Genomic DNA, 17,446 nt, shown 5'->3' on the forward strand with positions numbered 1-17,446 from the left:
TATTATTGTTCCCCTTTCAAATTTGCCAACGACGCTAATGCTGCGTCAATATCGTGATTTAATACGGTGACATGACCCATCTTGCGCTGGGGCTTAATGGCCGCCTTACCGTAGTCGTGAAAATGCCATTCTGGGTGTTCAACCAACTGTTGACGTGCCACTGTTAAGTCATCACCTAGCAGATTACGCATCACTGCCGGACTGGTCTGCGTAATGGCCGGAATCGGTAAGCCACAGATACTTCGAATATGGGCCTCAAACTGCGAGATGTTGCAGGCCTCAATCGTATAGTGACCAGAATTATGTGGGCGTGGTGCCAGTTCATTGACTAATAAAGTATCATCCGGTAAAACAAAGAATTCGATTCCTAGCACGCCGCGTAGTTCCAGAGATTCAGCAATCGAAACCGCAATTTTGCGGGCCGCACTATGAACACTGGGCTGAACATTAGCTGGGGCAATCGTTGTGTGTAAGATATGATGTTGATGCTGATTTTCAACTAACGGAAAAGTCGTAACAACACCAGCAGCACTACGCGTCACCATCATGGAAACTTCTGTTCGAAATTTCTGCCGCGCCTCTAGAATGCACGGCTGTGTCAATAAGGCACTAGCGGCTTTTGTCACCACTGCTGTGTCTAGATCCGTTTGTCCGTGACCATCGTAGCCACCTGCCGCCGTTTTGAGAATTGCCGGCGTACCAACACGGTTGAGGGCGTAATTTAATGACTGTAAATCCGTCACCGGTGCGAAAGATGTGACTGGGATGCCATGATCATGAAGAAATTGCTTCTCATTAAGACGATCTCCAGTAATATGCAGGAGTGCAGTGCCCTGCGGTAACTTTGCATAGGCTTGCGCAGCAATCAAAGCATTCTCATCAACGTTTTCAAACTCGTAGGTCAAGACATCACTACGGCGCGCTAGATCAAGTAAAGCCGCCTGATCATCATAAGCCGCAACAATCTGAAAATCTGCGACCTGGGCTGCCGGTGCTTTGGGTGTCGGGTCAAGGACACCTACCCGATAGCCCATCGCCTTCGCGCTAAGCGTCATCATCTGACCGAGTTGACCGCCACCAACGATTCCGATCGTTGCGGGTGGTAAGAGTGCTTCCTTAAAATTGGCGTTCACTTTGTTCAGCCTCCTGACGTTGACGAGCACGAAATTCTCCAATTGCATGTTGTACTTGTGGTTCCCGTAAACCGATAATTTGGGCGGCCATTAGCGCACCATTCTTAGCCCCCGCATCACCAATCGCCATCGTCGCCACGGGTACGCCAGCTGGCATCTGTACGATTGACAATAACGAATCAACTCCGTTCAACGTATGGGTCTTAATGGGCACCCCAATTACCGGGAGTAGTGTATTGGCAGCTAGCATCCCGGGTAAATGGGCAGCGCCCCCCGCACCCGCAATAATAACTTGAATTCCCCGTGACGCTGCTTCTTCACCATAGGATTGTAATGTCTGGGGCATTCGGTGGGCCGAAATAACGTGACGCTCATAAGAGACTCCCAGTGCCGTTAACTGTTCTGCCGCTAATTGCATGGTTGGCCAATCAGAAATTGACCCCATAATCAAACCAACTTTCGCCATCATGATCCCTCTTTCCCTGTTTTCACCATTAGTTTAGCAATCAGGCGGGACGCTGTCAACGAATTTCTTAACTTTATCTATTAATTAACGTTTTAATGTTCGTGTTAATGAAATTGATAATTAGATTAATGCTACCTCAACATGTACGAATTACCTCACTGTTTGCAGGTTTTCGGTGTCTGGAAAAAGTTATCAACTGATTTCAAGCGACTATCTTGATAATATTATTAATATTGAAATTTCCGAACAATCCGTCATCATATAAGTTTCACCATAACAAACTTACTGCTACCATTATCAACAACTATCCGTTGAAACGGGCCATTAACTTTTGTCGGTGCGCACCAACAATTGACAGCAATGACTGGGAATCGGCGTAGGACGAGCAACTAAGCATGTTTATGCTAACTCAGACTATTTATAGCGGGGCTAAACTGACTGCCGCTGAACTTAAAAACAATCAACAACTTAATTTGCGAACGCTTTCCTAAAGGATCGGATTGAAGTGACCAAAATAACGCAAAAAAAGTCTCAAGGAAGCGATTCCTCGAGACTTTTTTAAGGTACTAATTATTTTGCTGAAGCGCCGGAAACACTATCGACATCAGGTGCTTCAGGCTTGGTTGGTGCTTCTGGTGCGGCTTCCGTATCGGCTGAAGCGCCGGAGACATCATCCACCGCTGGGGCAGCATCAGGCTTCGTTTCCTTCGCCTTCGATGAAGCTCCTGAAACGGCGTCCGTCTTAGCATCTGGATCAGGTGCTAACATCTGGCCCGTCTGCTTCAGGTAATACTTCACGATTGGTAAGAGGTCGAGCACAAACTCGTTGATACCTTTGTACTCACCCTTATCGTCATGCAAAGCTTGATAATAGTGCATCACATACTTATTAGGGATACCAGGTACCGGCAACTTGAAGAGATCAGTCTCACCGGTTCGTAGCATGTGTACCGCTCGCTTAACACCAGGTACGGCCCGCTTTGGATGACAGTCAGCTAGTGGATTACCGGCTTGAGCAGGTGTCCGTGAAGCTAACATCTTGTCGCCATCCATTTGATGGTTATAGTATAAAAATTGGTTGTTGGCATCGGCATACGTCAATTCCATTGGCATCGAGTTGAGGAACCAATTTAATTGGTTGACGGTCAGCACACCCCGATCGAGCTTAACGTAGTCGTCACCCTCAGCCGCATGGGTCTTAGCAGCCGCTTGTTCGACCCAATCAGCCGCATGCATGTTGACGCCCTTGATTGTCGTTTCAACTTCGCCCTTAGCCTCAAGGTCTTCATTCTTCCAATCATCAGCGTGTGCTTCCGCATCCATCGCGTTGACCATCTTGACAAACTTCAGAAACTTGCCTAACGTTTCTTGTAAGAACGAGACAGTCCGAGCATCCTTCAGATTGTTTTGGTCATCGAAAGCCTGCTTAACTTCGCCGAGCAAAAATTCATTACCAGGCATGACCACAGCATCAACACCCGGTGACTCTAAAATCTGGCGTAGATTCAACTGTGCCCGCGACGAACCTTGATCATAGTAAGAAGCGCCAACGATCAATACGGGTTTCCCTGACATCGGGTGAATTTTAAACGACAACCATTCGATCACGCTTTTAAGTGCAGCAGTAATTGTATGATTATGTTCAGGTGTCGCAATAATGACCCCGTCCGCCTGCATGATCTTTCGTTTCAAATATTGAACAGCTTCACCTTCTGTTTGATCATCACTCTGATTAAACATTGGTACATCTTGAATATCCAAAATTTCAATATCAACCATGTCACTAAAATGATTAGCAATAAACTTTAACAGTAACCGATTATAAGACTTATCTTCAATTGAACCCGCAATTCCAACTAATTTCATCGTCGTCGCCCTCTCTATAATTTTTCCCAATCCATTTCACGAACTTCTTCATACGTCGTCGCGTTGGCATTCTTTAATTTTTTCGTGATTTCGACAAAGACTTGGAAATCCTTGAACAACCCATCGAGCTTCGTCGCTTTCTGTTGGTCCGTTAAATTCCCCTGGTCATCAAAGGCTTGCAATGAATGACCAAGCATAAATTCTGAACTTGGCATGATCCGCGCCCGTAATTCTGGTGAATCCAAAACTTGCCGCAGATGTGCTTGAGCCCGTGATGTGCCGAGTGCCCCGTATGAGGCCCCAATAATCATGACGGGTTTGTCCACGAAGGGCTGGATATGGAATGATAACCATTCGAGAGCATTCAGTAATGCCGCGGGAGCCGAATGATCATACTCTGGTGTACTAATAATCACACCATCAGCTTGTTCGATCTTATCCGCCATTGCTTGCGCCTGTGCCGGAATTTCATGATTTTCGGGCTTATTGAAGATTGGTAGACCCTTGATTTCCATTAATTCAATCTCTGCTTGATCCGCATAGTGGGACTGCATATATTGCAACAACTTACGGTTGGTCGACTCATCTGAATTAGTTCCAACCATCGCGATAAATTTGTGCATTGAGAACAACTCCTTCTATGATCAAATAGTCAAATATTATATAATTTCTTAGTCAATAACTATATTGTAGTGGATTTCACTAAAGAAAGCAAAACAATTTTAAGCGCTTTCAGTTTTACTATGCAAACAACTGAACTCACTGATATTAGGCTTATCCGTGCAATCAAGTAAATTCAGTATCCGCGCAACGTTGCCGCAATTATATCTGCTTAACAAATTTTTTCACAAAGCTACGACGCTACGATCAAATCAATCAAATCCGCCGGGGCAATTCGACCAAAGTAATGGGTTAAGTCCAACGGTGCTAGCGCCGTCATAATCGCCTGCCGTTCATATTTCACACCAGTCAACCGTGCAACGACGGGAGCAATCGGTTCTGCACCGAAGAAATCGCCATAAATCGTAACTGCTTCGATGCGCCCTGCCACCACGTTTAACTGAAACTCGACGGTCCCAGCATCAAAATGCCGGCGCTGCTTAACTGTAAACGCTGGTGACTGACCGTAAATCCAATCCCAGTTGGTAAAATATTGTTGGTTCAGTGCTGCTACCCCTGCCAGTGCCGTTTCATCTAACTGATACGTCTTAGCTTGACTCAAATCAGCCACGCCCAGGATTTCACGAGCCAACGTATCGCGAAATTCCTCAATCGTCAAGTGCTGATAAGCCGGCGCCATGTACGGTTTCAAGTTCGTGACTCGACTTCGGACCGACTTGATACCCTTAGAGGCCAACTTATCGGTCGGCACCGTAAGAGCTTTCGCAATTTGCGTCTGGTCGACATCATACATCAGCGTTCCATGGGAGAACATCCGGCCATTCTCAACGTGCATGGCATTTCCTGAGAACTTCTTGCCATCAATCAATAAATCATTGCGGCCACTCATCGTCGCACCAGTGGCCCCCATCGCGTGTAAAGCCTTTAGAACTGGTGCTGTGAACCGCTTAAAGTTACCAAAACCGTCCCCGTCGTCCTTAGTAATAAAACTAAAACTGACATTTCCAAGGTCATCATAAACCGCTCCACCACCAGAAGTTCGCCGCGTCAATGTAATGTGGTGTGCGTCAACATAGTCCTGGTTAATCTCTGCCTTGACATTTTGGTAACGGCCAACAATGATGCAGGGGGCGTTAATGTAAAAGTATAGAATCGGTTCCGTCAAATCGGCATGTTCCATCAAGTAAGTCTCAATGGCAAGATTCGTGCGAATATCATGGCTGGAGCTTGCAAGATAGCGCATCGTCACACTTCCTATTCTAAATAAATCCGTTGCAAATCATTGATTTCATTGTTAGTTAATTTAAGCTCAGTGTGTAAATAGTGGTTTAAATTACCCGATTGTCGTTTAATTTCGGTCATAGCGGCGTCCAAATAAGCCGCATCAACTGACCAGAGAGCCCGAATACTTTCGACCGTTGCATCTGATGCGCCCTGAGCACGTGCTTCGGCCATCGCACCATTGATCCGGCCAATCGAAGCCTGATTAGTTAAGAGATAATCCTGCTTGATCGTTTCAAAATCGACTCCGAGTGCGGTTAACAGGTATACCGCCCCCATTCCGGTCCGATCTTTTCCCGCAGTGCAGTGAAATAGTAACGTCGAATCGGGTTGATCATTTGCAAGTAGATTATCAAAGAACCGGCGATACTCGTCCTTGGCATGTTGCTCGTCGGCCACCATCTGATAGACCTTTAGCATGTGCTTGAATCCACTATCTGGATGCTTCTCCAAGTTAGCCGTCATCTTGTCAGTACCGTCAGAATTCCGCGTTTCGTCCACATTGAACACTGGTGCGTACACGTACTTAGCATTGGCAGGAATTCGATCTGGCGCATCTAAGACTTCTTGTGGTGAACGAAAGTCAATATCGTAGCGGACGCCATAATCATCCAGCAAAGCTTGGCCGGCTGGCGTTAATTGATCAAGTCCACCAGTCCGAATGACCTTATGCCACTTGATTTTTCGACCGTCTTTAGTCGAGTAACCACCGAGTTCACGGAAATTAATGCCACCTGGTACAGTTAATACACGTTGATTTGTCATTTTTGAAACCACCTATCTGTTAACTTTTCATTTTCTATTCTAACATTATCGGTCAGTTTAACGGTGCCCCAATCACCGAATCAGTCGCTTTATTTCCAAGATAATTCGTTAGCACCATCGACACCAACCGACATCAACGCGTGCTATAATGTAAGTTACATAGCCAGCGACGGCCCGTCGAATCCAGAACACGTTTGCTGACAAACAGCATCACAACCTTGGACCGATTAGCCATAAATTTCCATACTGGCACTAAATAAAAAATATTCACTGAATAATATAACGGAGGATCTTTCGATGACATTTGATTATGCACACCAAACTGATTGGCCCATGACTAGTGGTCAACATCAGTCACCAATCGATATTCAAACACAACACGTTCAGTCTTCACAGCTATCCGCCATCAACTGGCGAGGCTTGTACCAAGCCAAAACGATTACGGGCGAAGCGACGACTTTGAAGGCTAGTGGAATTGGTGCCGCTTATTTGAACGACCGCGACTTTGCCTTTCAACAGATTCACTTTCATACGCCGGCAGAACACTTAATCGATGGGCAAGCCGCACCAATCGAATGGCATCTCGTTCATCAAAGTGCTACCGGCCAGCTCGCCGTCGTCGCCGTTTTTGGACGGATTGGCAAGCCTAATTCTAGTTTACAAGGCTTACTTGACCAGTTCACAGCCCAAACGAGCCATGAACTGACAACACCGGTCAACTTAACTGAGCTCCTCCCAGATACCGGGACGGTCTATCACTACTTGGGCTCATTGACGACGCCGCCACTAAGTGAAACCGTTGAATGGTATGTCTGTGCCGATACTGTCATGATTGGTGAACAACAATTAGCTGCTTATCAGCAATTATTTGCCGCTAATAACCGCAAGATTCAACCGTTAAACGATCGGCCAATCATTGCCGAACGTTTCTAAATAATTTTAATGGGGTGAGCTGATGCCTAAGAAAGTAATCTGGGGCTTGATTGCAAGTGGCCTATTTCTTTTATTGATCGTCGGTCTCGGACTGACAACACAAATCCATCAAGATAAAGTCAGTCACGTGATTACTGCGCAAAAACGGCCATTGATCATGATTGGAGGTAGTAGCAGCACGCGGACTGACTTTGATGACATCGTCCGTTCACTTAATGAGCAACAGCACCATCCGCTCATCACCCTGACTGTTAAGGCGAACCAAAAATTGGCGTTTAAAGAAAAACGCGTCGAGAACACCAACCTTAACGATGCCCTCATCGTGATCTTTTTCGAAGATAGTACGGACTCAACAGAGAACATTATGACCCAAACGAACGGCTTAGCCAAAGCTATTCGTTATTTGCAACGTCATCAACATCTCACCACGGCCAACGCACTCGGTTATTCAAATGGTGGCCTGATCTGGAGTCGCTATCTAGCAGGTTTGAGCTCGTCCAAACCATTAGCAGTCCACGATTTGATGTTGATTGGCACCCCATTCTTGGGTACTGATGCTGCACATCCTGATAAGACGCTCTATACACCACTTCTTGATCACAAGAACCAATTCAAAAAATTGCATGCGGTCATCAACATTGCCGGTGACACTGGCGAGGGTAACGACGATATCGTACCGCTCAGCAGTGTGAACGCTGGTGGCAACTTATTTATGAACAATGTTACCCGCTACACCGCCATGACTGTTAACCAAAAATCAATTAGTCACGGTGACCTGCTTCACGAAGCATATGTTGCCCGGCTCATTCGTCAAAATCTGATCAATCAATAGTATTTTTAGCTTTAGCTGATAAAAAACTGAGCCACCCTTCATGATGATGAAGGGATGGCTCAGTTTTTTTATGATTGATTGTCCGCTATGACTACTGGCGATCAAACTATCCAACAATTTAGTGTCACGAGTAGCCCACACACGGGTTGCACAGGGCTCAAAGGGGCGCCACGTCGATTATGAATTGGCAGTCGCTACAAATCGAGCTAGCTCATCGGTCGACATACCGGCACTGACACCCACCAGTAACTTAATCCGGGCTTTTTGTCCATTCAATCCCTGACAAAAAATCACACCCATTTGTTTCAATTGAACACCGCCACCTTCATAAGCATAGACATCCTGAGCGATACCGTTGAAGCACCGGGAAACCAGTACAACCGGAATCTGCATGTCTAATAATTTTTGCACAGCTGGTAACGTCGCCGGTGGCAAATTCCCCGCTCCCAATGCTTCAATGACTACGCCATGAGTCGTGGGTTGTGCAATGGCGTCAAATAGTTCTGGTCCCATCCCGGCATATGCTTTGATCAGAAAAACATTATCCGTGACCGTTTGAATCGGGCAAACCGTTGACCGTAGTAATGATTCAAAAAAGACAATGCCTTTATTAGCGACTAACCCAATCGGGCCAAAAGTCGGTGTTCTAAAAGTGGCCACGTTGGTCGTATGCGTCTTAGTGACGTAGCGGGCCGAGTGGATTTCATCATTCATAACCACTAAAACACCTTTTTCGGCCGCATCCGGTGTACTAGCCGTTTGAATCGCCGTTTCGAGATTATGCAGACCATCCGACCCAATCTCATTGGCGGACCGCATTGCGCCGGTAATCACAACGGGGAGCTCATTCGGTAAAGTAAGATCTAGAAAATACGCCGTTTCTTCTAGCGTATCCGTACCGTGAGTCACAACCACCCCATCGACCCCTTCGTGTGCGGCCTTATCGATCCGTTGCTTTAACTGCAACATCCGTGCCGGGGTGATGTGCGGCGACGGCACGTTAAAGACGTCCTCAGTCTCTAACTCAATATCCGTGCCAAATGAACTCTGATAATTGTCTAAAGGATTTTCATCTCCGGGGGTCACATTGCCGGATTCATCGGCCGACATCGCAATGGTGCCACCAGTGTGTAATACCAAAATCTTCTTCAAGAATACTCCTCCTCATCTTTTCACGTGCCTACGCACATCTAACAGTAAAATTATTTTAGGCTTGCCATCGCCTAATTGCAATCCACCCTCACTGGTTCTTCATGACAACTTCCTTAGATTCTCATACAAGTGATATCAACTAAAAAAACTAGCAACCATTCAAACAATTTACAAAACCTAGCAACCAGATCAGTACGTTTTATTAGCCTACATAGTGCTAGTCACTCGGTTAGTTCACTTATCAACTAGTTCGTTAATCGGTTCGTCGGTTAGTTACCCCTTCAGGACGAAGTCACTAACCTCAGTGCACCTTATTACTCAATTTCAGTCTCGGGGCTAACCGATTGGCCACTCGCTAGACGTTGATAAATCAGCGTTTGACGTCCCAATGACTATCAAGCGAGAAAATAATGATTGACACTCGCGTTAGTTGCCTTTATAGTTAGTTACATAAGTAATTAACCAAATAACAAACCAACTAACTTAAGAGAGGTATTTAAAATGACAACCACACCAATCATGACCGTCAGCGACCTGCACAAAACGTATGGTAAGGCGGGCAGCAAACAATACGAAGCGTTAAAAGGCATTAATTTCAATGTGCAACCAGGGGAATTTGTCGGAATCATGGGCGCATCTGGTTCAGGGAAAACCACCTTGCTCAATATGCTGGCCACACTGGACCAACCAACTAGCGGTGAAGTAACGATTCATCAACAACCGATTACACATCTGAAAGGCAATCAACTTGCTGATTTCCGGGCCAAAGAGATTGGGTTTATCTTCCAAGATTTCAACTTATTAGAAACTATGACTGCTTACGAGAATATCGCCCTACCATTGTCGCTGCAAAATACGCCAGTCAAAAAGATCAAGCCAGCTGTCGAAAAAGTCGCACACCAATTGGGAATTGAAGAATTCCTATCAAACTATCCTAATGAATTATCTGGTGGTCAAAAGCAACGTGTGGCAGCCGCACGAGCCTTAATCAATGACCCCGCTATTCTATTTGGTGATGAACCAACTGGTGCCCTTGATTCTAAGTCAGCGCGTGAATTACTCGACCTGTTCACCAAAATCAACCAAGAACGGGCTGTCTCTATCTTGCTGGTGACCCATGACCCATTTTCAGCTAGCTTCTGTCAACGAATCTTATTCATCAAAGATGGCCGGATTGGGCAAGAACTTAAACGTGGGGATTTAAGCCGCAGTGATTTTTATCAACAAGTCCTCGACAACCTAGGGACGTTTGAACAGTAAGCCGAAACAGTAAAAGGAGTCCTTTAAACTATGTTAACTAAACTTGCCATGACCGGCTTCAAACACCGTTGGCGCGACTACCTCGTTCTCTTTTCAGGACTGATCATGTCTAGCGCAATCTTCTATATGTTTGAAGCACTGGCCACTAACCAAGATTTCTTAAAACAAAATACGAGTATTAGTATGGTCGGCCTCATCTTCCAATTTGGTTCCGTACTACTCACAATCATCACATTAGTCTACATTGGCTATGCTAACTCATTCTTATTAAGTATGCGTAAGCGAGACTACGGGCTCTTCATGCTCGTTGGTGCACGCAAAAGTAAGATTGGTCAATTAATTTGGCTGGAAACACTACTTGTCGGTATCACTGCAACCATTGTCGGCATTCTTGTGGGAACAGCCTTAACTGTCGGTGTAAGCCAGATTCTGATTAACAGTCTAGGCCTGACGCTTCACCATTTTGCAGCCTGGTACACGCCAGCTGCCATTGCGACACTGTTACTCTACGTTGGATTGTTCTTAATTGCCGGTTTATTCAACCTGCTATCCCTGACCAAGACACCAGCCTTGAAATTACTACACAGTAATGATCAACCTAACCGGCCACAACTAAAACCAGCCCGTCAACTCATCGAAATTGTCGTCGGTGTCATTTCAATTGCAATTGGTTACTGGTCAATGGCTAACCTGAAAATTTTGCAACTGATGGGAATTGGAATTGCGCTCGTCACAATTGTTCTTGGAACTTATCTGCTGTTTAACGCTATTTTTGTCTGGTTAATGGTCGCACTCAAACGATTCTCATTTGCCCAACGTGGTTTGAATGGCTTCACCTTATCACAGCTAAGCTTTAGAATTCGTAATTACACTAAGATGCTGTCAATTGTCGCAATGCTATTCGCACTAGCTCTCGGCGCAATTACAGTTGGAATGGGCTTTCACAGTCAAATTCCATCAATGGCTAATATTAATAACGCTTATGATATGGGACTGGTCAACGCTAGTACCGCTGAAAAAGCACAAATTGCAGCGATGAAGCCCAAGACAACGGCGACCTATCATTTCAAAGCAACCAAGAAAGTCGTTTATTTCCAAGCTGCTGAATTCAATCGGCAACCATTCACGACTATTCATACTCGCAATAAGAATCAACTGACTTTTAATACCGTTCATAATAATGCGGCTAAATTACAAAAATCAGAAGATAATTATCAACTGATGCAGCTTCAGAGTGGTGTCATGGCAACCGCAACACCCGTATTTTTATCAAAAACGGCGTACGCGAAACTTGCCCAGCCTGAACAGCGACTAACTGTGTTTACTACCAACAACGTTATCGAACATCGCGTTGCATTGAACAAACTGGCCAAACATCACTTTCACACTACCAGCCCTGAACAATTTGGAGGTCGCTATGCGATGTATCTAATGGTTAACGGCATGTACTCCGGGCTGGAATTTATGGGTATGTTCCTCGGAATCGCCTTTCTTGCAATGCTAGCTAGTTGCCTGATGTTCAAGATTCTGTCTGGTGCCGATGCTGATCAACACCGTTACAAGATGCTCGATAAAGTTGGAACCACTAGACGCCAGCTCAACGGTGCCATTAACAAAGAAATTGCTGTGCTCTTTATTCTTCCTGGAATCGTTGGTATTGTACACGTCTTGTTTGGGTTACAAATGTTCAAAATCATAATGGTTACCTCACCATATACCGGAATTTGGTTACCATTCTTGATTTTTGCCGGTCTCTACCTACTTTACTATCTCATTACGATCACCATCTATCGGCGAATCGTTTTACAATAACCTTTCGGAGGAGGGAAAAATCATGGTATACTTTGGATTAGTCGCTTTATTAATCGTTATTACACCATTACACCGTTACGTGCTCGCAAGTCGTCGTCAATTCTGGTTAGGGGCGCTCATGCCGCTTCTGTGGCTGAGCGTTAACTTCGGTTTAGCCACCCAGATTATCTTTGAACATCAAGACATTCTACTGGCCGTACTGGGCACCCTCCTCCTACTCTCTAGTTGGATTGCTGCCCGGATCGATCGTACCGAACGACAACTGCACCAGCCGCAACAAAAGGCCACAACGAAATAGGGCAATCACTGCAATGAGGTGAATAAAATGCAGTTCAACTTTAATAGCACGGAACCAATCTACTTGCAGGTTGCCGACCAAATTGAAGAAGCTATCTTTACGGAAACCTTCGCTGAAGGTGAACAAATTCCTTCGACAACCGAGATTTCTAAAGAATTTCATATTAATCCTGCGACCGTGCTTAAGGGCATGAATATTCTAGTTGATGCCCAACTGATTGAAAAACGGCGTGGGGTCGGGATGTTTGTCATCGCCGGTGCACAACAACGAATCGTTGAAAAGCGCCGGGATCAGTTCTACACCGACTACGTTAAAAAACTAGTCGCTGAAGCACAAAAGCTCCACATTACGCAAGATGAATTAGCTAAATTAATTGAACGGGGGTTTTCCGAATCATGAGTATTCAAGTTCAGGCTGTCCAGCAGGCCTTTCGCGGTCAAACCGTCCTGGATAATCTTAACCTAACGATCAAACCAAACACGATTTACGGTTTGCTAGGCCGCAATGGTGCTGGTAAAAGTACCTTGCTGAACATTATCAGCAATCGTATCTTTGCTGACAGCGGAACGGTCACCATGGACAACGAATCCATGTGTGATAACGACCGCACGTTAGGAAAGGTTTACTTGATGAGTGAAGTTAACCTCTATTCTGAGCGTTCCCGGGTCAAACAACTGTTTAAAACCACCGCACTACTCTATGGTGATTTTAATGACACTTATGCTAAAAAACTAGCACAAACCTTTGGCCTCGATTTAAACGCGCGATTTGGCAAATTATCGACGGGTTACCGAACAATTTTTAAACTGATTATTGCGTTATGTGTACCGGCTGAATACATCTTTTTAGATGAACCAGTCCTCGGTCTGGATGCTAATCACCGCGAAATTTTCTATCAAGAACTGATTGAAACCTATAGTGACCATCCCCGCACATTCGTGATTTCGACTCATCTCATTGAAGAAATTACGAACTTGATTGAACATGTCTTTGTGCTGGACCATCATCATATTATTGTTGATGGTGATGTCACCGACATCCTAGGGCAATCTTACGCGGTAACTGGTCCACAAACTGATGTCAGCACTTATACGGATGGTTTAAATATTATCGGCAAGGATCATCTTGGCGGAATTACGGCCCACTACGTTTACGGGCCATTAGATAACGACCGACCAATTCCTGATACGGTCACGGTCGAGCATCTGGACCTACAAAAACTATTTGTTAACCTGACTAATACCAAGGAGGAGGCCGCCGCTCATGTCAATTAAGGTTCGCAACACCACCCGTTATTTATTAACGGAACAATTGAAAATGACGGGGTGGTCGGTACTCGCTTTATTCGTCGTATTCGGAATACTACCACTACTATTTGCAGTTATTACGGGTAATATTCGGCAGTATTCTCCACTTGGTAATTTTGCTAGCCTAAGCCTCGGGCCACTCTTCTTCATGCTTATCTTTATTGTGGGGTCACTCACTTACGACAACTTTAAGCTCTTAATCCAAAATGGGATTTCCCGACAAACCTACTTTCAAGCTCGAGTATTCGCATTACTCATGCTTAGTGGTTTGCTTGTCATCATCAATGCCATTTATTACTACGGTATTCATGCTCCGTATTTACACTGGAGCACCAACACCGCGTTGATGAGAACGGGCTATTCGCTGTATAGCCATGCGCTGGGAAATCAGGTCTGGCTAAACATTTTAGCTAGCTTATGCTTTAACTGGATTTTCTACATTGGCGTTGGCCTTACCGGCATCGCTTGTGGGACCTTACTCGCGTTATTTGGTAAATGGGCCAAAACGATTTTAATCATTGGCACTCCCATCATTGGCATGCTTATTATTTGGATAATGGTCATCATTATGACTCGCAATCAATCGAACTATAATTACACGGGACTTGAAAACTTCTTGAAATTTATTATTGGTTATCCCAGCCACGGTGAAGCGACAACTGGTTACTTTAACCCAACCATGCCATTCATCACAATGCTGGTAGGTTGCGGTATCATCGGTGGTCTCGTCTATCTGTTCAACCGTAAGTTAAGAATCAGAAATTAAGCTGATAATCTAAAAAATGAAGCAGGTCGTGAAGTTATTGACTTCACGACCTGCTTCATTTTTTAATGGTTAATACAAACGTCACACCATTCGAGAAGTGGTTTTCCCACTAACGCTACTTTTCAACCTGCGTATTTTGCAAATCCGTCTTAACCACGATTACATCAGTCAACGCATTACGCTGCACATACGTTGTAACCGAGCCTTCCAGCACGCGTTCAACGGCATTTAACCCGGTTGCCCCCATCATGATCAAGTCATTATGATGATCCTTGACGAAGTCCTGTGAAATAATTGGTTTCGGACTTCCCATTCGAATGTGGAAGGCAATGTCCGTAAAGCCATCCTTTTTGACTTGATCAACCGTTTCTTTTAAATAAGCTTCAGAATCCTGAACCAATTGATACGTAATATCACCATCCGCCAAACCAGCTAAATTATACCCAAACTGACCGGGATCAATGACTGCTAACACGTCGATATGTGCCTCATTACGTTTAGCGACTGCAACTGCTTTATCAAGCGCAATCTCAGCTTGTTGTGAGCCATCGAGGGGAACTAAAATATTCGAATATTCTTGTACCATTGACGTCACGCCCTTTCCATCTGTTAATTCTATTTTACCATTTATCAGCGTTGGTTGCGTTATCATTTATATAAACTAACTACCAGTTATGCACAGCAGCTCGCCGGCTAGCAGTGTCGGGTTTACATAATATTTACAACAACGACATCTGATATTTACAGTTACCCCTTACAATTGGAGTTAATCCACTTGGGGGTGAATAGTATGCTTTCTTTAGGTATTCGACCAGGCCTAATCGCCAGCCATACAATTGTAATCAACGATGCCCTTTCATATCAAATCCGGTTAAGCAAATTGCGTCTCGGACCCGATGTCTATCGGCTAGACATCCGTGCAACCACTACACTGGGCCGCTTGACCGTGTCCCACGCACATTACCATAACTTTGCCACGGCCCAGCAAGCCTTTAATCATCAGCGCCACCAACTTGAATCGCACTAAAAATATCCAACACGCAGCCATTTAATTATGATAGGATGGTACCTAGTAATAATCAGCTAAAGTGAGGGTATTCATCTGTGGGACAACTTATCAAACAACTCTGGCAACGCTATCAAAGCGTCCTTTCCTATTTAATCTTTGGGGGCTTAACCACCCTAATTAATATTATTGTTTTTGGAATTTTCAACCAATTCTGGCCCTACTGGATAGCCAATACGATTGCCTGGCTCATCTCAGTGCTATTCGCCTATATCACGAATAAAATTTGGGTATTTGACTCACAAACACCTACTTTCCGTGCTGTTTTAATTGAAATGACATCATTCTTCGGATTCCGCCTACTCAGTTACTTTATTGACCAGGGGATTATGATTGTCGGTATTTCGGTTCTGCACGGAAACGACCTTATCGTCAAATTAATTGATCAAATTATTGTGGTATTACTCAATTGGTTCTTCAGTAAACTATTTATTTTCAAGGATCGTGGTCATTAAAGCGAACCAACTTAAACATCAAAACAAGCGTCGTAGGAATGTCCGAAAATTCCTGCGACGCTTATTTTATTCATAATAATTACCGACCCATCTTTTTTCTGATACTTAACTTAGCTACTATTTTAGCAACCATATTTTTCACCCAAACTGGCGTTGCACCGTATGTAACGTCGCTAACTTTGTGACCACATCATCAATATTGACCCCATCCCAATTATAAAAAATATATTGGCGACCACAGCGCATCTTAATCACCAAATGACGTGCTGATGAAGCATAACCATTGCGAACTTCGGCCTGATCCGTCGTCAATGCATAGTATTGAATGTCATCCGTATTTAAAGCTAACTCTCCAATTCGTATCATGACTTGTTGACTGACCTCAGTCGGCGGTCGAACTGACAAACAAGTCCCATCATGGTGCTGATACCGTAACTCTACCGCAACTAAACCGGCCGCGGTTAGCTGCGGTCTAAAATAAAACTCCGCGCCAATATGCAACGCACTTGACGGCCAAACTGCGGTTAGCCGAAATTTAAAATGCCGGCCATGAAAATCAGTCAGGATGCCTTGGTCGTAATCTGGTTGCATTACCGTAATATGCCCAATCATGACGATTCACTCCCTTCACTTAGTTATTGATAATGTATCACGCTTCACAAGCATAGTTGTGTTTAAAACCCATAATCAGTCGTTTTTACCATTTTTTATTAAAATAGTAATTAAATTATCCTTACTCATGCTAATATTTGAGTTAACCAACTTTATTGATCGGAGGTCCCATTTTGATGACATTTACAAATCAAGAAACTGACTATCTTATGAACCTACTAACCAACCAGTTAATGGCCCTACTAAGCCGCGTCACGCGCTGGCAGACGCACAGTCTGAGTCAACACCAATATAACCAACAAGTACACGAAACGCTCCAACCCGAACTGAACATGCTCACGCAAATCACTGCTAAACTCCAGGGACAAGCCCGTGACCAAACTCAGCTAGGGGCCATTCAAACTGGTTTGAAGAAACTTCAAGTTGCCACCACCTATCAGCTAACTGCCGACCAACTTGCACACGCTAATGAACGCCGGCTGAATCGCCGATACCGCGATTAACTTTTACAACATCAGCATATTTACCAGGAGATTCAAAACTATTTCGCAATCCTTAACAGAAAATTCAAATTTCAATCACGAGTTAGCTACTTTTTCTCGGTACAATGGTTTTATCAACTCATACAACCACTTGACTGAAGGAGGGCTTCCATGTTCTTAATTGTTTACTGTACGTTCGCTATTGCAGTTTTTTTCTGGATATTCGGTTACGTTAAAACCGCCGTCATCATTGGTATACTGGCACTGAGCTTGATTGCTTACTCCTTCATTCGCCGAGAGATTACTCGACGACGTTTGCTCAAGCGACGCACGGTTACC

The 17,446-nt window shown here is 44.6% G+C and carries 20 protein-coding genes; 11 read left to right on the top strand and 9 right to left on the bottom strand.

What is annotated here, in order from left to right; all coding sequences use genetic code 11:
• Positions 1-2: 2 nt before the first annotated feature.
• From purK to MZO41_RS05985, 6 genes are all read right to left on the bottom strand, one after another.
• A complete protein-coding gene (purK, locus tag MZO41_RS05960) occupies positions 3-1,133 on the bottom strand; it encodes a 5-(carboxyamino)imidazole ribonucleotide synthase (RefSeq protein WP_011101896.1) in 1,131 nt (376 codons plus the stop codon).
• Complete coding sequence (gene purE / locus MZO41_RS05965) at positions 1,117-1,599, bottom strand: 5-(carboxyamino)imidazole ribonucleotide mutase (RefSeq protein WP_003645861.1); 483 nt, start codon at positions 1,597-1,599, stop codon at positions 1,117-1,119. Before purE ends, purK begins: the two co-directional genes overlap by 17 nt.
• A gap of 570 nt (positions 1,600-2,169) precedes the next feature.
• The gene (locus tag MZO41_RS05970) at positions 2,170-3,465 is read right to left on the bottom strand and encodes an NADPH-dependent oxidoreductase (RefSeq protein WP_003644728.1); all 1,296 of its coding nucleotides are present in this window, start codon (positions 3,463-3,465) and stop codon (positions 2,170-2,172) included.
• Positions 3,466-3,479: 14 nt separating this feature from the next.
• Positions 3,480-4,088, bottom strand: coding sequence for an NADPH-dependent FMN reductase (locus tag MZO41_RS05975; RefSeq protein ID WP_003642583.1), 609 nt, complete (start codon positions 4,086-4,088; stop codon positions 3,480-3,482).
• A 230-nt stretch (positions 4,089-4,318) separates the two neighbouring features.
• Complete coding sequence (lplA, locus tag MZO41_RS05980; protein ID WP_003644729.1) at positions 4,319-5,329, bottom strand: lipoate--protein ligase; 1,011 nt, start codon at positions 5,327-5,329, stop codon at positions 4,319-4,321.
• Positions 5,330-5,340: 11 nt separating this feature from the next.
• Positions 5,341-6,132: a tyrosine-protein phosphatase gene (locus tag MZO41_RS05985; protein WP_015380740.1), complete on the bottom strand. Its 792-nt coding sequence runs from the start codon at positions 6,130-6,132 to the stop codon at positions 5,341-5,343.
• Positions 6,133-6,429: 297 nt separating this feature from the next.
• Between MZO41_RS05985 and MZO41_RS05990 the strand changes: the two genes are divergently transcribed.
• Positions 6,430-7,065 carry a carbonic anhydrase family protein gene (locus MZO41_RS05990; protein WP_003642580.1) on the top strand — a complete coding sequence of 212 codons (636 nt, stop codon included), beginning with the start codon at positions 6,430-6,432 and terminating at the stop codon, positions 7,063-7,065.
• A gap of 22 nt (positions 7,066-7,087) precedes the next feature.
• Positions 7,088-7,897: an alpha/beta hydrolase gene (locus MZO41_RS05995; protein WP_011101900.1), complete on the top strand. Its 810-nt coding sequence runs from the start codon at positions 7,088-7,090 to the stop codon at positions 7,895-7,897.
• A gap of 177 nt (positions 7,898-8,074) precedes the next feature.
• On the opposite strand, the gene MZO41_RS06000 is transcribed toward MZO41_RS05995, so the two are convergent.
• A complete protein-coding gene (locus MZO41_RS06000) occupies positions 8,075-9,049 on the bottom strand; it encodes an asparaginase (protein ID WP_003642578.1) in 975 nt (324 codons plus the stop codon).
• 501 nt (positions 9,050-9,550) lie between these two features.
• Between MZO41_RS06000 and MZO41_RS06005 the strand changes: the two genes are divergently transcribed.
• From MZO41_RS06005 to MZO41_RS06030, 6 genes are read left to right on the top strand one after another with little or no spacing between them, the layout of a single operon-like run.
• Positions 9,551-10,309, top strand: coding sequence for an ABC transporter ATP-binding protein (locus MZO41_RS06005; RefSeq protein ID WP_003642577.1), 759 nt, complete (start codon positions 9,551-9,553; stop codon positions 10,307-10,309).
• Positions 10,310-10,339: 30 nt separating this feature from the next.
• Positions 10,340-12,121, top strand: coding sequence for an FtsX-like permease family protein (locus MZO41_RS06010; protein ID WP_003642576.1), 1,782 nt, complete (start codon positions 10,340-10,342; stop codon positions 12,119-12,121).
• A gap of 22 nt (positions 12,122-12,143) precedes the next feature.
• Positions 12,144-12,419 (top strand): hypothetical protein, encoded by a 276-nt coding sequence (locus tag MZO41_RS06015; RefSeq protein WP_003642575.1) that lies wholly within the window; start codon positions 12,144-12,146, stop codon positions 12,417-12,419.
• Positions 12,420-12,446: 27 nt separating this feature from the next.
• Positions 12,447-12,818: a GntR family transcriptional regulator gene (locus MZO41_RS06020; RefSeq protein ID WP_003642574.1), complete on the top strand. Its 372-nt coding sequence runs from the start codon at positions 12,447-12,449 to the stop codon at positions 12,816-12,818.
• Complete coding sequence (locus MZO41_RS06025; RefSeq protein ID WP_003642573.1) at positions 12,815-13,693, top strand: ATP-binding cassette domain-containing protein; 879 nt, start codon at positions 12,815-12,817, stop codon at positions 13,691-13,693. Before MZO41_RS06020 ends, MZO41_RS06025 begins: the two co-directional genes overlap by 4 nt.
• Positions 13,683-14,492: a hypothetical protein gene (locus MZO41_RS06030; protein ID WP_058906789.1), complete on the top strand. Its 810-nt coding sequence runs from the start codon at positions 13,683-13,685 to the stop codon at positions 14,490-14,492. The genes MZO41_RS06025 and MZO41_RS06030 overlap by 11 nt, the downstream gene beginning before the upstream one ends.
• 115 nt (positions 14,493-14,607) lie before the next feature.
• Here the strand turns inward: MZO41_RS06030 and MZO41_RS06035 are convergent, their stop codons facing one another.
• Entirely contained in the window at positions 14,608-15,078 is a 471-nt protein-coding gene (locus tag MZO41_RS06035) for a universal stress protein (RefSeq protein WP_003644733.1), read from the bottom strand.
• Positions 15,079-15,282: 204 nt separating this feature from the next.
• Between MZO41_RS06035 and MZO41_RS06040 the strand changes: the two genes are divergently transcribed.
• Together MZO41_RS06040 and MZO41_RS06045 are read left to right on the top strand one after the other, a co-directional pair.
• Positions 15,283-15,519, top strand: coding sequence for a hypothetical protein (locus MZO41_RS06040; protein ID WP_003642570.1), 237 nt, complete (start codon positions 15,283-15,285; stop codon positions 15,517-15,519).
• 77 nt (positions 15,520-15,596) lie between these two features.
• Entirely contained in the window at positions 15,597-16,013 is a 417-nt protein-coding gene (locus MZO41_RS06045; protein WP_003642569.1) for a GtrA family protein, read from the top strand.
• A 138-nt stretch (positions 16,014-16,151) separates the two neighbouring features.
• Here the strand turns inward: MZO41_RS06045 and MZO41_RS06050 are convergent, their stop codons facing one another.
• Positions 16,152-16,625: a hypothetical protein gene (locus MZO41_RS06050; RefSeq protein WP_003642567.1), complete on the bottom strand. Its 474-nt coding sequence runs from the start codon at positions 16,623-16,625 to the stop codon at positions 16,152-16,154.
• A 176-nt stretch (positions 16,626-16,801) separates the two neighbouring features.
• Here MZO41_RS06050 and MZO41_RS06055 point away from each other — a divergent pair, with 176 nt between their 5' ends.
• Entirely contained in the window at positions 16,802-17,128 is a 327-nt protein-coding gene (locus MZO41_RS06055) for a hypothetical protein (protein WP_013355839.1), read from the top strand.
• Positions 17,129-17,446 lie beyond the last annotated feature (318 nt).

It is taken from the genome of Lactiplantibacillus sp. C232 (assembly GCF_023806725.1).
GTDB lineage: Bacteria > Bacillota > Bacilli > Lactobacillales > Lactobacillaceae > Lactiplantibacillus > Lactiplantibacillus plantarum.